Here is a 15,397-nt window from a genome sequence, read left to right as displayed (position 1 = left end):
AGTAAGGAGGTGGGCGAATCTGTTGCTCATTTTAGAAAGAGTAATAGGTATTGTTATTGCGGTGGTGGTATTAGCTTCGCAATACGGGAGTCTATCGGCATCAGGAAATTACAAACGGGTCGACGAAAAAATAGTTGACTCCAAGAGATTAAAACAGGCAACGGAAGCAGAGCAGGTAAAGCCAGTAAAACCAATGAAGCAAGAAAAACAACAGAAACAACAGAAACAACAGAAACAACAGAAACAAGTTAAATCGGTTGCTTCTGAGCACATACAAATGACGGATATGCTTGAGCAGTATATAGAACTCCATCATGAGAAAACAGTGAGCCGGGAAAAACTGCTGAAGTATGTGAAGTGGGTAGCCCAATATACGAAGGATACGGATATCGATTCCGTCTGGATTCTGGCTATGATGTGGCAAGAGAGCCGGATGTTAGAGGAAAGTGTATCATCCCATGGAGCAATTGGTTTACTTCAGATTCTTCCTAGCACAGCGAAATCGTTTGGAGTGAGCAAACAGGAGCTACATCAGCCTGAAACGAATATCAGGACAAGCATTATATACTTAAAATATCTTATGGATAAGTACGACGGAAATCTTCGTACAGCAACCATTGCGTACAATCAGGGGGAGGGCAATGTAGATAAGGGAAAGGCTCGCCCCTGGTACTACAATCAAGTGAAGGAACACCATAACAAGATGCTTGAAATAATCAAAAAAAGCAAATAAACATCAGTTAACAATAGATTTTGAATACTATATTATCGTTTATCAATTTTACATAGGGAGATCCAAATGGGAAAATTTCCAGAACATATTAGCACGAATTTAAAAGTAGACAAGAAGCATTACACAATGGATGACGTAGAAAATATTGAACGTTGTAAGCTCGATGAATATTTCCTCGGGGATTGTATTCTGGTCAATGAGAACCTGATTTGGCATTCCGTTCATAAGTATATTGGAAAGCCCGAAATGATAATTAAGAATCATTGTGTGGAGAAGGATGATATTCTCCAACTGGGCCGTCTGGGATTCATCAAAGCGATTAGGGCATTTGATACGGGGCGTGGCGTGAAATTTAGTTCGTTTGCTGTCACTGCGATTGTCAGAGAAATCCGATGTTTTCTGAGAGATAGCGCAAGCATTATTCGTCCAACTCGCACAGCTACGGAATTAATCATCCGAATCAATCGACTTGAGCACGATATGGGCTACTTGCCACCAGCACATGAAATCGCATTGCTGCTGGATGAGGAAGAAGAGAAGATCAACAAAGCACTTCAAGTGGGTAAAGGCGTGAAGTACCTGGACGAGCCTGTAGGTGCTGATGATCAACAAACTCAATCCGTGACGTTGATGGATACCATCTATAGTGGGGAGAACATTGAAGAAGGTATTTTGGACAAGTTATACGTTGATGCGGTTATTGATTCGGTCAAGCGCAAGCTTAGTGAGAAAGAAGTGACTGTACTAAAGCATCGTGTAGACGGATTTAATCAAACCCAGACCGCAGATATGGAAGACATTAGCCAGATGAGAGTCTCTAGAATTATGCGAAAAGTAGCTAAAATGCTGGATAAACCGGGTCAGGCGTGAGCGTCGTCACAGCCCTTCATATCTTATATAACGTCTCATACTTAACGTCCCTCCCGCATCCAAGCGTGAGGGATTTTTGCTGTTTTTGCCCTATGGGACATACTCCAAGTTGTCCGAACATAAGATAGTACAAGATTCCAAGTGACCCGGAGGAATGAATTGATGCGAAAAATAACGAAAGTTCTTGCATGCATGCTTATCCCTGTCTTCTTGCTGTCTTCATTAGGGGGTACTCAAGCCCAGGCAACAATTCAAGGTCCGTCTACACATGCGCAAAGCGCTGCTCTCATTGATGTCACATCAGGCCGGATCTTATACAGCAAGGATGGGGATAAGGAACTGCGAATTGCCAGCTTGACCAAAATCATGACAGCGATCGTAGCGATCGAACACAGCAAACTGGATGAAAAAGTGAAAGTGTCTCCCTCGGCTTTTGCCAAAGAAGGATCGTCTCTCTATCTGAAGTTAGGTGAAGAGATGACACTCGAAAACATGTTGTACGGGCTAATGCTCCGTTCAGGCAATGACGCGGCTTCTGCGATCGCGGAGCATGTGGGGGGTTCGGAAGAGGGTTTTGTTCTGTTAATGAACAAAAAGGCGGAGCAAATCGGTCTGACGCATTCCCACTTTATGAACCCTCATGGACTGGATGCAGAAGGTCACTATTCTACAGCCAATGACTTGGCCCGATTAACGGCATATGCATTGCACAATCCGGTGTTCAAACGCATTGTAGCCACGGAGGACAAATCCGCACCGAATCCCAATGAAAGCTGGGAATACTCCTGGCACAACAAAAATAAAATGCTGCGGATGTATGAAGGTGCGGATGGAGTAAAAACCGGCTATACAAAGAAAGCTTTCAGATGTTTGGTCAGCTCTGCTACACGCGATGGACAGCAACTCGCCGCGGTAACGCTGAATGATGGAAACGATTGGAACGATCATGCTCGGATGCTTGATTTCGGGTTTGAATACTTCCCATTGGTAGAGATCGCGAAGCAAGAACAGCCTGTGCAAAATACAGATGTCGTTACAGGCCGGGGATTTTGGTATCCACTCGCTGAGAGTGAGAAAAGTTCATTGACTAAAAAGTTGATTCTGCATGAAAATCGCGCCCAGTCGGAAACGGAAGGCAATAAACAATCGACAGACCCTACGTTTGGATTGGCAGGTCGCATTGACATGCAGTTGGATGGCAAACTTGTGGGCTCGATTCCGGTGTATCGCAAAGGTAGTTTTATTCCTCCGGAACCGAAGACAGCCGAGGCAACGCTGGGTGGGATCGGAGACGCTTCTTCCTGGGCGGCTGCATGGCGTGCCGTGTTAAGCCACCTGTTGTCTCCGTAGCTAAATCGCCATTGAAGGGAGGATATAATCCATGATTAATCTAATTTGGCTGCTCATGATTTTAATCGGATTTGCTTTTGCAGCCATTAATGGCAATATCGAAGTGGTCACGCAAGCCGCTTTTGATGGAGCGGCAACGGGAGTCACGGTCTGTTTTGGACTGATCAGTGTGCTCGTATTCTGGATGGGCATGATGAAAATGGCCGAGGATGCCGGTCTCCTGGCCCGGATTGCCAAGCTGCTCGGTCCGGTTGTTGGCTTTCTGTTCCCTGATGTGCCCAAAAATCATCCGGCGATGGGTTATATTCTCTCCAATATGAGTGCGAATCTGCTGGGGCTTGGAAATGCGGCTACTCCGATGGGAATCAAAGCCATGCAACAACTGCAAGAGCTTAATCCAGATAAACAAACAGCTTCTCCTGCAATGTGCACCTTATTGGCTCTGAATACGGCTAGTATTACCATTATTCCGACAACGCTGATCGCCATCCGCTTAAACTATCATTCTGCCAATGCAACAGAGATTGTGGGAACAACATTGATGGCTACCATTATCGCTACACTTGCTGCTATAATCGCCGATCGCTGGTATCGGAACAGGGCTTTACACAAACCGCCGCGCATACCGAAAAGTGGCAATCCCGGCATGAAAGGATGAGCACCTTTGTTAACCTTCATCAACTGGATCTCCGTCTGGGCCATCCCGGTTATTATCGCGTTTGTTCCATTATATGCGTTTACCAAAAAGGTCCCGGTTTACGAATCCTTTGTTGATGGGGCCAAGGATGGATTCTCTACTGCAATCAGTATCATTCCACATCTCGTGGGCATGATGGTCGCAATCAGCGTATTTCGTGCCTCGGGTGCACTGGATTTTGTGATTAGTCTATTCGCTCCGCTTGTATCATGGATGGGTGTGCCAGGAGAAGTGTTACCACTCGGGATTCTGCGTCCGTTGACCGGGACAGGCTCCCTTGCGTTTACAACCGATCTGATCAAAACTCATGGCCCTGACTCCATGATCGGACGTATGGCATCTACAGTTCAGGGAAGTACAGATACCACGTTATACGTGCTGACCGTCTATTTTGGGGCTGTAGGCATACGTAACGGTCGGTACGCGCTCAAAGTGGGGTTGTTTTCCGATGTCGTTGGTTTTATTGCTGCCCTCGCCATATGTTTGCTCGTATTTGGTTAAAAGATATCTCCTTTCCTTCCGATATATTAGATATGCTAGAATAATAGCGGAGGAGAGTGAGACATGCAGAAGAGTTGGAAACGAATGCTCCGTGTCGGAATGTCAGGTGTGCTTGCCATTGCAATGCTTGCAGGGTCAACGGGGCTGGCGGCGGCTCAGGCCGTTCAGACGATACATTTTACAGGTTACTTCGACAAACAGCTGCGTGCACAAATGGCATTCACAGCGGATTCTTTTCCAGTCGTGAATGTACGTTTGGTCAAGCAGGATGAACCCGATATGGTATATTATGATGTTGGTACCTCGATACTGATCTCGAAGGATGAAGTACTCACGAATTACCATGTCGTTCAGAGTTTTGCTGAACTGTCTGATGGTGATGAAGGCACATTGACTGTTGCTAGCCCGGGTTCCTTAGGTAAGCCTGTAAAGGCAAAGATTATTAAGACAGATCCTGTGACAGACATGGCGCTGCTGAAGCTGGACAAGGAAATAGACGCCCAACCGGTCACATTTGCAAATGCAAGGGATAACCAGGTTGTCTATACGATTGGTTTCCCCAAAAATCCTGCTGGTGATCTTGTCATCCTGGATGAAGATTTTCCTTCAACCTACAATACGATAGCCAAAAGCAGAGTGTTCAGTTCCCAAGCTTTGGATGTTCCAGGTAAAAAGGGAATCGGCAGTATTGTGAAATCCATGGCACAAGGTAATTCAGGTGGCCCTGTTCTGGATCAGAACAACCGGGTCATTGGTATGATGACATTTGTGTACGGTGGACGTACCTATTATATTACTTCCAAAACATTGCAGACTTTCATTAAAGAGAGCACTAAACCTGCCAACAAACAGGTTGCAGTTGCCGGCAAAGTTTCCAATTAAATGATTTGAGAAAAAGGCTTATCTTTACGTCATCTGTGTTCAACAGGTCGTGTAAAGGCAGGCTTTTTTTGCGTCAATCTCAAGGGGGAAGGTAGCCTAAAATGCATATTCGTGTCGCCAGTTTACAAAATCCTTGGATTATCCTTGTGATTTCCCTGCGTGATGGGTATCATTAGTGTGAGGTGACATGACAAACATGGAAAGATTACAAAAAATTATCGCACAGGCAGGCATTGCATCCCGCCGCAAGAGCGAGGAACTGATCCTGTCCGGCAAAGTAGAAGTTAACGGGGAGGTCGTAACCGAACTGGGTACAAAAGCGAACCCCGAAGAGGATATGATTACGGTTAATGGAAAACCAATCCGCAGTGAGAAAAAAGTGTACTTGATGTTGAACAAGCCAAAAGGCGTAATCACAAGTGCATCTGACCCGGAAGGTCGGAAAATTGTATCCGACTACCTGAAAGGTGTTAAGGAACGCGTATATCCTGTGGGTCGTCTGGATTATGACACAGAGGGCTTATTGATCCTTACCAATGATGGTGAGTTTGCACATTTGCTGACGCATCCGAAGCATCACGTACCCAAAACGTATCATGCAACGGTTAAAGGTGTGCCGCATGGTACAGCTCTGGAGAAATTAAAGACAGGCATTATGCTGGATGACGGCATGACTGCTCCTGCAGAGGTGGAGTACAAAGATGTGGATACAGCGGCCAATGAGTCGGTCATTTCCATTACCATCTATGAAGGACGTAACCGTCAGGTTAGACGTATGTTCGAGGCAATCAACCATCCAGTAACCCGTTTGAAACGGATTTCGTTTGGTGGTATTTTGCTACAAAACCTGAAACGTGGTCTGACACGCAATCTGACCAAAGAGGAAGTCAACAACCTGATTACCCTCGCACAATCAGAACCAGCCAAAAAAATGAAAAAAAGGTAATGTGAGGACACATAATTTTCATAAAACCGCCGCAGTTTTGTGACGAAATTCGCTATAATTGTTCATAGGATGTTCACAGTTGTCATAGAGCAATGATATGCGAGTGTTACAGTCACTTAAAAGGGGAGCAGCACATGGGGAAATCAAGAAGAACGGTGCAAATCGTCATTTTGTTATTGATCCTGGTGTTGGGCGGATATGCGATTACCACATCGGTATCCGGCTCGAATGGCAAGCCAAAGGAAGGGGACAAGTCTCCTTCTTTTGAACTGCTGGGCCTGGATGGTCAAGTTCATACGTCTGATGAGTACAAAGGAAAAGCAATGGTGATCAATTTCTGGGGCACGTGGTGTGAACCTTGTGTTAAAGAAATGCCTGCACTTCAGGCGCAAGCTGACAAATGGAAGGACCAGGGAGTACAATTTGTCGGAATTAATGTTGGAGAAGACCAGATGACCGTGGATAATTTTGTGCGGCAGGTTGGGGTTACGTTTCCAATCATGCTTGACCGGGAGAAAAACTCGGTTCGTGATTTCGGAATCTCTCCGATGCCAACGACATTCTTTGTTTCCGACACGGGCAAAATCTCTACCATTCATATCGGGCAACTTGATTTGGACACACTTGACGCTCAAATTTCGCAACTGGCGAAGCAGCCCTGACAGGAGGTCTATTCGTGTTCCAAAATACCAAATGTGAGTGCGGACACCAGAATCCGGTAGGCACTGTACTATGTGAAGCATGTGGGAAACCGCTGCTGGAGTCTGAAGCTAAATCGGATGAAGTGCTGGAAATGCGTTATGATGGCATGGCGCGCCGTTCACAGCGTAGTAATCCCAACATCATTGACCGCATATGGAACTTTTTTTCATCCGTCAAAATTGCCGTCTATATGATTGTTTTTACGCTTGTAGGTTCTATGCTTGGTACAATCTATCCGCAAGAAAGTACATTCTTGAATATTGATCCTTCCGTGTATTACAAAGAAACTTACGGTCAGTTGGGTCATATCTATTATCTGTTGGGTTTATCCCATACATACGAATCCTGGTGGTTTATCCTACTGCTGGTGCTGATTGGGGCATCATTGGTGATATGCAGTCTGGATCGCGTCCTACCGCTCTACAAAGCACTGAATAAACAGAGAATACGTAAACATACGCAATTTTTGACAAGACAGCGTCTGGTGTACCAAGGCACGATCGAAGAGGCACCAGAAGACTGGATTAAGAAAGCGGTTACCCCGTTGAAAAAGAAAGGATACCGCGTGCACACCCAGGGGGATGCATTACTCGCCGAGAAACAGCGATTCAGTCGATGGGGTCCTTATGTCATCCATATTGGACTCATTATTTTTCTGCTGGCGGTGCTGGCACGAGGGCTACCTGGCCTGAATCTGGACGAGCACGTTGCTTTTCCTGAAGGTGAGATCAAAAAGATCCCGAACACGTCGATGTATCTGCAAAACGAACAATTTAATGTTGAATTCTACAGTGAGGAAGAAGTACCTGAGCAATTCCGTAACCTCAATAAGACCGTTCCGAAACTGTTCGAAACAAAAGTTGTTTTGTATGAATGTACAGCAGATTGTTCGGATCTCTCGAAGAAACCTCAGTTAGCTGAGGTGGCCAGACATGATGTACGCGTGAATCATCCATTGAATTATAACGGTCTGAAAGCCTATCAGTTTGATTATGATCTAACACCCACCATTCGGTCCGTAACGCCTGATCTGGTCAATACAAAGACGGGTGAAGTATACGGGGCAATTAAGATTGATATGGTAGATACCCAAAGAACATTTGAAGCTGGTCCTTATAACCTCACGGTAAAAGAAAAGTTTATGGACTTTGGATTGGATGAGAATGGTCAACCCAAATCAAAATCGCCTTCACCTAATGCACCTGCTTTTCTCTTTCTCATCAAGGGACCGGATCTGCCCGAAGAGGGGATACAATATCTATACTTTGCGAAGCAGATTGATAAACAACGGTTTCAACAGGATGCGATTAACCAACAGTTGATTGGAGCTGATATTCCTTTACAGCTGGAAGTAGACAGCATGGACAAGGTCGATATTATTCAGTCCGTAAGTTATCTCAATATAAGAGTGGATAAGGCAATGCCTTTTGTGTGGGTAGGAGCCGGTATTGTTATGTTGGGTCTGGTCATGGGTTTTTATTGGCATCATCGCCGCATCTGGATTCGTTTTGATGATAAACAGCTCACCTTGGGTGGACATACCAACAAAAACTGGTTTGGCTTCAGGCGTGAAGTTGCGGCCGTCTTGAAACAGATGAATCTGGAAGTGGAAGAGAAGTCGTTGGATAACGGGGGGAACCAGGCATGAATTTATTGGATTTCAGCAGCGACGCATTTATCGTATCTTTCTTTCTCTATTGTGCTGCATTCTTGTTATATGCTGTCGCGGTCATGGGCAAAAAATGGAGTAATCGTGATCCTCTGAACCATATGAATCGTTGGGGCAAAAGAGCTTTCATCGCTTCGACTGTCGCCTTGGCGGCACATATCGTATTTTTTGTAACCCGATGGGCTGGGGCAGGTCATATCCCGGTTAGTAACATGTATGAGTTCATGTCTTTTCTGTCCATGATGATCATGGTTGCATTTATTGTTGTATATGCTATATACCGTAAGTCATTACTGGGTTTGTTTGCTTTACCACTTACCATTATTATTATGGCGTACGCCGCTGTATTTCCTCAGGAGGTACAACCATTAATCCCGGCGCTTCAGTCCATTTGGTTGAAAATTCACGTGACGTTGGCCGCGCTTGGTGAAGCATTTTTCGCCGTGGGTTTTGCCGCAGGGTTCATGTATTTGCTCCGTACTGTTGATTTCAGTGGTAAAGACAAGTCTTCAAGACGTCAACGAGGATGGGTTGAATTCACCCTAGTTACGATCGTTGTAGTCATCGGATTTATAGGAACGGTATTTGCCTTTCGTTCAGCTGGTTACGAGGCGGTTTTTGTACAGAAAACGGTCAGCATTGACACAGAGGTACAGGAAAATAGTACAATAGAGAAAGTCATTTATCGCATGCCTCCGATTTTTGCACCATATAATAGCGAAGTGGAGAGCATGACACCGTTTCTTGGCATGAAAAAACCTTTACTGGAGACGCCTTCCTGGATGAACGGGGTAAATGCCGGGCGTAAGCTGAATACGGTGGTGTGGTCACTTATTGTAGGTCTGATACTGTATGGAATTGTACGACTTCTTGTGCGCAGACCACTTGGACAAGCGTTACAACCAATGATGGATGGAATCGATGCTGATGATCTGGATGAGATAAGTTATCGTGCGATTGCCATCGGTTTTCCGATATTTACGCTGGGAGCATTAATCTTTGCCATGATCTGGGCTCAGATTGCCTGGAGTCGTTTTTGGGGTTGGGACCCCAAAGAGGTGTGGGCATTAATTACATGGCTATATTATAGTGTGTATCTGCATTTGCGTTTATCCAGAGGTTGGCAAGGTCAGAAGTCTGCATGGCTTGCAGTACTTGGCTTCCTGGTGGTCATGTTTACGCTGGTTGGAGTGAATCTGATCATTGCCGGATTACATTCTTATGCTGGAGCTGACTAGGACAGACTCGTATTGCAAAGGTTGAGTTTAGAAGCGGGAAACACAAACGTACCTTTTTATTGAAGGATATTCAAATATTGTTCGCCAGATCGAACATAATAGAAGTGATGAGGAGTTATTGCAAAGGGGCTGGAGTGGCATGGCTGAACATGAGAATCGAATACTGGTCGTGGATGACGAAGAGAGAATCCGCAGGCTTTTGAAAATGTATCTTGAAAAAGAAGGTTATGAAATCGATGAAGCCGAGGATGGGGAAACCGCGCTGCGTAAAGCAACAGCAGGGGACTACGGTCTGATTTTGCTTGATGTGATGTTGCCGGGTATGGATGGTGTTGAAGTGTGTACCCGTCTTCGTCAGGTAAAATCAACGCCGGTTTTGATGCTCACTGCAAAAGGTGAAGAGATTAATCGGGTTCAAGGCTTCGAAGTTGGGGCTGATGACTATGTTGTAAAACCATTCAGCCCGCGTGAAGTGATTTATCGCGTCAAAGCGATTTTGCGTCGATCTTCCGCGACAGCTTATCTCTCCAAGGAGAGCAATTCAAGTAACAACATCGTGTTCCCGCATCTGGTTATTGAGCATGATGCCCACCGGGTAACTGCTGGTGGCGAAGAGATTAGTCTTACACCAAAAGAATATGAATTGCTGCACTACCTGGCAACATCTCCCGACAAAGTTTTCTCCAGAGAAGAATTGCTCAAAGATGTATGGAATTACGAATTCTTTGGCGATCTTCGTACCGTGGATACGCATGTGAAGCGTCTTCGCGAGAAACTTAACAAGGTATCGCCTGAATCGGCGGCCATGATTACGACGGTGTGGGGTGTGGGTTATAAACTGGAAGTACCGAAGTAGTTTTAGTTTCTGGAGATCACTGGTCGGGAAGTTATGGATCACTATTATCTGCCTTGTGGGTTGTGTACTTATAGCGCTGGGTCTTTTTTTGCTGCCCTACATTGATACGAACTTTGCAGAATCCGAATCCAGAGATATTAAGCGGTTGTTCACCTATATCTGTATTATCGGATTCAGTTTAACCACGTTTTTTGCATTGTTTCTATTCACCAAAATAACGCAGCCCATGCAGCAATTGATTCAGGCAGCCAATGCGATTCGCAAAGGGAACTACGGAACACGTCTCTCCCTGGTAACGAGTGATGAGATTGGTGAACTTGCCAACACATTTAATCATATGGCTGCCCAACTGGAAGATAATATTCGAAACCTTAACCATGAGAAGGAACATTTGGCGAGTGTGCTTCGCAGCATGACCGATGCGGTTGTTACATTTGATGGTGAAGGCAAAGTTATTCTGACGAATCCGCCAGGGGAGAAGATCATGCAGACATGGTATGATCTCGATTGGGTAAAAATGGACGAAGGACAAGATTCCGAGCAGTCCGACAAGTCTTCACGTGATGTACCTGAGCCCCTTCTTCCTTTGTTCAGAATGGTGATGGAGCAAGGTGGGGACCAGAACTCCAATGTTCATGTGCAGCAAGGTGTCTGGTCTGTTCAGATGGCACCGTTGTATGCTGACAGTGTTGTCAGAGGGGCTGTGGCTGTCTTGAGAGATGTAACAGAAGAAGTGCGTCTGGAGAAAATGCGGCGTGATTTCGTGGCTAACGTATCTCATGAGATACGAACTCCGCTATCCATGATGCAAGGCTACAGTGAAGCCCTTTTGGACGGCATGGCAACCTCACCGGAAGAGAGCGAGGAACTGATCCAGGTCATTCATGATGAGTCCCTGCGGATGGGCAGATTGGTTAAAGACTTGCTTGATCTTGCCCGGATGGAAGCTGGACACACGGACATGGTGATGAAGGAAGTTGACCTCGGAGAACTACTTGAACGTGTATATCGGAAGTTCTCGGTGCGTTCCAAAGAACAGGGAATTCAACTGCACTTTGAGTTTGAACAGCCAACCATTGAACTTCAACAGGCGGATGAGGATCGACTTGAGCAAGTATTTACGAATTTGCTGGATAATGCGTTCAGACATACGCCTACTGGCAAAAATGTAATGATCTCAGCCGAGCGGGTCACATATCTTCGTGCTCCATTTGTCAGAGTTTCTGTGAAGGATCAGGGTGTAGGTATCCCTTCATCCGACTTGCCATTTATTTTCGAAAGATTCTACAAAGCAGATAAGGCTCGTGTTCGGGGAGAAAGTGCAGGTACGGGGCTCGGTTTAGCGATTGTGAAAAATATTGTTGATGCGCATCAAGGCATGATTACCGTCAATAGTGTGCTTGGCGAAGGAACAGAGTTTATTTTGCAATTTCCTTTGGATTCATCGAAATAGCCTGAATTTCATACAAAAAGTGCGGAAACACCCTCTTATGCAGGGTGTTTTTTGTTGAAGACTACCGTTTAATCTTGTTCAACGTGGAACATGAATGGTCTTTTTTTGACTAAAAAGAGTGTCCAAGATAATTTTCCTTCCTATGTTACATAAGCTTGAAAAGCAAGCAAGATAGAGGAGGATTGAGCTAAGCATGTCCGATGATCGAAAAAGGGTCAATATTAAAGCTTTTCTGGAAGGCAGATCCTTTAGAGCAGGCTCCCCATTTATTCCAATAACCACAAGAGAACTGGAGCAGTTTGAATCCATACTGCGTTCTTTGGCTGTGGCTATTCCTGCTGCAATCAGTCAGCCGACTTCAGCTAATATACTGTCTTTGCAGAACGCATTACGCCAGTTACTTACTTTTGTAAATCAATCCGGATTTCGTGCCGGGGTAAAAGCAGAATTACAAGCCGTATTGGAATTGACGATTGCAGGTTCAGAGGTTGTCCCTGTTCCTCTTATTAATCTTGCAGGAAACTTACAAAACTTACTGGATGACTTGTTAAGTGTGACGCTGCTTCTGGAAGTACCTCCTTCAGAAAAAGATAAACTTGTGGGATTAATTCGATCGATCTCCATATCGCTAAGCCGGGCGACGACAACTCTTGGAACTGGGGGGATTACCGGACCAGCTGGCCCACAGGGAGTGCCAGGAGTTCCGGGGGTACCTGGTGTTCCAGGAGGAATCGGACCAGTAGGACCGGTTGGTCCACAGGGAGCACAGGGTCCGGCAGGAGCACCTGGTATTGGCTTGAACAATATTACTGCATATGATCCTGCACTTGGACCAACTTATGCTCAAGGTCAGGTAGTAAGCTATGAGGGTAGTCTTTATGTTGCCAACGTAAACGGTCCCTTGGGTACACCTGGGAGTTCTCCAGACTACACCCTTTTGCTGTCGGGTGGAACGACTGGAGCAACGGGAGCTGGTTTGACGGGAGCTGTGGCATTTAATCCAGCGCTCGCCCCGGGTTATCCTGCGGGTCAAGTAATTACGTTTAACGGTAGTACTTACATTACGAGTGTAGCTGGTCCTCTAGGAACACCGGGATCTTCATCGGATTACACATTAATCGCTGCTGCGGGGGCCACAGGTGCAACTGGAACCACAGGTGCAGGATTAAGTGGCATCGTGCCATTCGATCCCGCATTAGCACCAACATATCCAGCTGGACAGATCGTCACGTTTGGTGGCAGTACTTACATTACGAATGTCGGTTCGCCAACTGGTACGCCAGGAAGTTCGCCAGATTATACATTGTTAGCAGGAGCGGGAGTTACAGGTGCGACCGGCGTTGGAGTAACGGGAGCAACCGGGGCAGGATTGTCGGGCCTTGTGCCATTCGATCCAGCAGTAGCTCCAACGTATCCAGCAGGTCAAGTTGTAACGTTCAACGGAAGTACGTATATTGCGAATGTAGCCTCGCCAACCGGAACGCCGGGCACATCGCCGGATTACACGTTGCTTGCTGGAGCAGGAGCAACGGGAGTTACGGGTGCAACTGGAGTTGGAGTGACAGGAAGTACTGGAGTCACAGGAGCATCCGGCGTAACAGGAGCGACAGGCGTAGGTTTGAGCGGCATTGTGCCATTCGATCCAGCCGTAGCCCCAACGTATCCAGCAGGTCAAGTTGTAACGTTCAACGGAAGTACGTATATTGCGAATGTGGCATCACCAACGGGAACACCGGGCACCTCACCAGATTACACGTTGCTTGCTGGCGCGGGAGCAACGGGTGCAACTGGAGTTGGAGTGACAGGAAGTACCGGAGTCACAGGAGCATCCGGCGTAACAGGAGCGACAGGCGTAGGTTTGAGCGGCATTGTACCATTCGATCCAGCCGTAGCCCCAACGTATCCAGCGGGTCAAGTTGTAACGTTCAACGGAAGTACGTATATTGCGAATGTAGCCTCGCCAACCGGAACGCCGGGCACATCGCCGGATTACACGTTGCTTGCTGGAGCAGGAGCAACGGGTGTGACGGGTGCAACTGGAGTTGGAGTGACAGGAAGTACCGGAGCGACAGGAACATCGGGCGTAACAGGAGCGACAGGCGTAGGTTTAAGTGGTATCGTACCATTCGATCCAGCTGTAGCCCCAACGTATCCAGCAGGTCAAGTTGTAACGTTCAACGGCAGTACGTATATTGCGAATGTGGCATCACCAACGGGAACACCGGGCACCTCACCAGATTACACGTTGCTTGCTGGCGCGGGAGCAACGGGTGCAACTGGAGTTGGAGTGACAGGAAGTACCGGAGTCACAGGAGCATCCGGCGTAACAGGAGCGACAGGCGTAGGTTTGAGCGGCATTGTACCATTCGATCCAGCCGTAGCTCCAACGTATCCAGCAGGTCAAGTTGTAACGTTCAACGGAAGTACGTATATTGCGAATGTGGCATCCCCAACCGGAACGCCGGGGACTTCACCAGATTACACGTTGATCGCTGGAGCAGGAGCGACAGGTGTGACGGGTGCAACAGGAGTCGGCATAACGGGAAGTACCGGGCCAATTGGTGCGACTGGGGAAACAGGAGCGACAGGCACAACCGGAGCAACGGGAGTCGGTGTAACGGGAAGTACCGGGTCAACTGGTGTCACTGGTGAAACAGGAGCCACAGGTATAACGGGAGCAACAGGAGTCGGCGTAACGGGGACCACCGGAGCAACTGGTATCACTGGTGAAACCGGAGCCACGGGAGTTGGCGTAACGGGAAGTACCGGGTCAACTGGTGCGACTGGGGGAACAGGAGCGACAGGTATAACGGGAGCAACAGGACTCGGCATAACGGGAAGTACCGGAGCAACTGGTGTTACGGGGGAAACAGGAGCCACAGGTATAACGGGAGTCGGCATAACGGGAAGTACTGGAGTAACTGGTGTCACAGGGGAAACCGGAGCGACAGGTATAACGGGAGCCACGGGAGTCGGCGTAACGGGAAGTACCGGGTCAACTGGTATTACTGGTGAAACCGGAGCCACAGGTGTAACGGGAGCCACGGGAGTGGGCGTAACGGGAAGTACCGGAGTTACTGGTGCGACTGGTGAAACAGGAGCCACAGGTATAACCGGAGCCACGGGGGTCAGCATAACGGGAAGTACCGGAGTTACTGGTGCGACTGGTGAAACAGGAGCCACAGGTATAACCGGAGCCACGGGAGTCGGTGTAACGGGAAGTACCGGAGTTACTGGTGCGACTGGGGAAACAGGAGCGACAGGTACAACCGGAGCCACGGGAGTTAGCATAACGGGAAGTACTGGAGCAACTGGTATTACTGGTGAAACAGGAGCTACAGGTGTAACCGGAGCCACGGGAGTTGGCATAACGGGAAGCACCGGAGTTACTGGTGCGACTGGTGAGACAGGAGCCACAGGTACAACCGGAGCCACGGGAGTCGGCGTAACGGGAAGCACTGGAGTTACTGGTGCGACTGGGGGAACAGGAGCCACAGGTA

13 protein-coding genes are annotated in these 15,397 nt (G+C 47.3%); all 13 read left to right on the top strand.

Annotated features, from left to right (window positions below; all coding sequences use genetic code 11):
- Nucleotides 1-22 precede the first annotated feature (22 nt).
- Nucleotides 23-733, top strand: coding sequence for a lytic transglycosylase domain-containing protein (locus QVE09_RS11245; RefSeq protein ID WP_315936905.1), 711 nt, complete (start codon nucleotides 23-25; stop codon nucleotides 731-733).
- A 66-nt stretch (nucleotides 734-799) separates the two neighbouring features.
- Entirely contained in the window at nucleotides 800-1,603 is an 804-nt protein-coding gene (locus QVE09_RS11240; protein ID WP_315936904.1) for a sigma-70 family RNA polymerase sigma factor, read from the top strand.
- Between the two features lie 162 nt (nucleotides 1,604-1,765).
- The gene (locus tag QVE09_RS11235) at nucleotides 1,766-2,953 is read left to right on the top strand and encodes a D-alanyl-D-alanine carboxypeptidase family protein (protein ID WP_315936903.1); all 1,188 of its coding nucleotides are present in this window, start codon (nucleotides 1,766-1,768) and stop codon (nucleotides 2,951-2,953) included.
- 31 nt (nucleotides 2,954-2,984) lie between these two features.
- Entirely contained in the window at nucleotides 2,985-3,611 is a 627-nt protein-coding gene (locus tag QVE09_RS11230) for a nucleoside recognition domain-containing protein (RefSeq protein WP_315936902.1), read from the top strand.
- A 6-nt stretch (nucleotides 3,612-3,617) separates the two neighbouring features.
- Nucleotides 3,618-4,151, top strand: a complete 534-nt coding sequence (locus QVE09_RS11225; RefSeq protein ID WP_315936901.1) for a spore maturation protein — start codon at nucleotides 3,618-3,620, stop codon at nucleotides 4,149-4,151.
- 63 nt (nucleotides 4,152-4,214) lie between these two features.
- Nucleotides 4,215-5,033, top strand: coding sequence for a S1 family peptidase (locus QVE09_RS11220; protein ID WP_315936900.1), 819 nt, complete (start codon nucleotides 4,215-4,217; stop codon nucleotides 5,031-5,033).
- A gap of 196 nt (nucleotides 5,034-5,229) precedes the next feature.
- A complete protein-coding gene (locus tag QVE09_RS11215; RefSeq protein ID WP_062835222.1) occupies nucleotides 5,230-5,979 on the top strand; it encodes a pseudouridine synthase in 750 nt (249 codons plus the stop codon).
- Between the two features lie 134 nt (nucleotides 5,980-6,113).
- Nucleotides 6,114-6,641 (top strand): redoxin family protein, encoded by a 528-nt coding sequence (locus QVE09_RS11210; protein ID WP_017687661.1) that lies wholly within the window; start codon nucleotides 6,114-6,116, stop codon nucleotides 6,639-6,641.
- 14 nt (nucleotides 6,642-6,655) lie between these two features.
- Nucleotides 6,656-8,329 (top strand): cytochrome c biogenesis protein ResB, encoded by a 1,674-nt coding sequence (gene resB / locus QVE09_RS11205; RefSeq protein ID WP_315936899.1) that lies wholly within the window; start codon nucleotides 6,656-6,658, stop codon nucleotides 8,327-8,329.
- The gene (gene ccsA, locus QVE09_RS11200) at nucleotides 8,326-9,588 is read left to right on the top strand and encodes a cytochrome c biogenesis protein CcsA (protein ID WP_315936898.1); all 1,263 of its coding nucleotides are present in this window, start codon (nucleotides 8,326-8,328) and stop codon (nucleotides 9,586-9,588) included. Before resB ends, ccsA begins: the two co-directional genes overlap by 4 nt.
- 139 nt (nucleotides 9,589-9,727) lie before the next feature.
- A complete protein-coding gene (locus QVE09_RS11195; protein ID WP_017687664.1) occupies nucleotides 9,728-10,444 on the top strand; it encodes a response regulator transcription factor in 717 nt (238 codons plus the stop codon).
- A gap of 55 nt (nucleotides 10,445-10,499) precedes the next feature.
- Complete coding sequence (locus QVE09_RS11190) at nucleotides 10,500-11,897, top strand: ATP-binding protein (protein WP_315937362.1); 1,398 nt, start codon at nucleotides 10,500-10,502, stop codon at nucleotides 11,895-11,897.
- 193 nt (nucleotides 11,898-12,090) lie between these two features.
- The coding region (locus QVE09_RS11185) for a collagen-like repeat preface domain-containing protein (RefSeq protein WP_315936897.1) at nucleotides 12,091-15,397 on the top strand (3,307 nt) is incomplete at its 3' end.

This window comes from Paenibacillus sp. ClWae2A, assembly GCF_032452295.1.
In the GTDB taxonomy this organism is placed as follows: domain Bacteria; phylum Bacillota; class Bacilli; order Paenibacillales; family Paenibacillaceae; genus Paenibacillus.
Note: the sequence above shows the minus strand (reverse complement) of the source record. Positions and strands in the feature narration are given on the sequence as shown.

Bases quoted from the DNA above. Each gene is read 5' to 3' on its own strand.
- QVE09_RS11240 (WP_315936904.1), top strand. From the start codon at position 800: ATGGGAAAATTTCCAGAACATATTAGCACGAATTTAAAAGTAGACAAG.
- QVE09_RS11235 (WP_315936903.1), top strand. From the start codon at position 1,766: ATGCGAAAAATAACGAAAGTTCTTGCATGCATGCTTATCCCTGTCTTC.
- QVE09_RS11230 (WP_315936902.1), top strand. From the start codon at position 2,985: ATGATTAATCTAATTTGGCTGCTCATGATTTTAATCGGATTTGCTTTT.
- QVE09_RS11220 (WP_315936900.1), top strand. From the start codon at position 4,215: ATGCAGAAGAGTTGGAAACGAATGCTCCGTGTCGGAATGTCAGGTGTG.
- QVE09_RS11215 (WP_062835222.1), top strand. From the start codon at position 5,230: ATGGAAAGATTACAAAAAATTATCGCACAGGCAGGCATTGCATCCCGC.
- QVE09_RS11210 (WP_017687661.1), top strand. From the start codon at position 6,114: ATGGGGAAATCAAGAAGAACGGTGCAAATCGTCATTTTGTTATTGATC.
- ccsA (WP_315936898.1), top strand. From the start codon at position 8,326: ATGAATTTATTGGATTTCAGCAGCGACGCATTTATCGTATCTTTCTTT.
- QVE09_RS11195 (WP_017687664.1), top strand. From the start codon at position 9,728: ATGGCTGAACATGAGAATCGAATACTGGTCGTGGATGACGAAGAGAGA.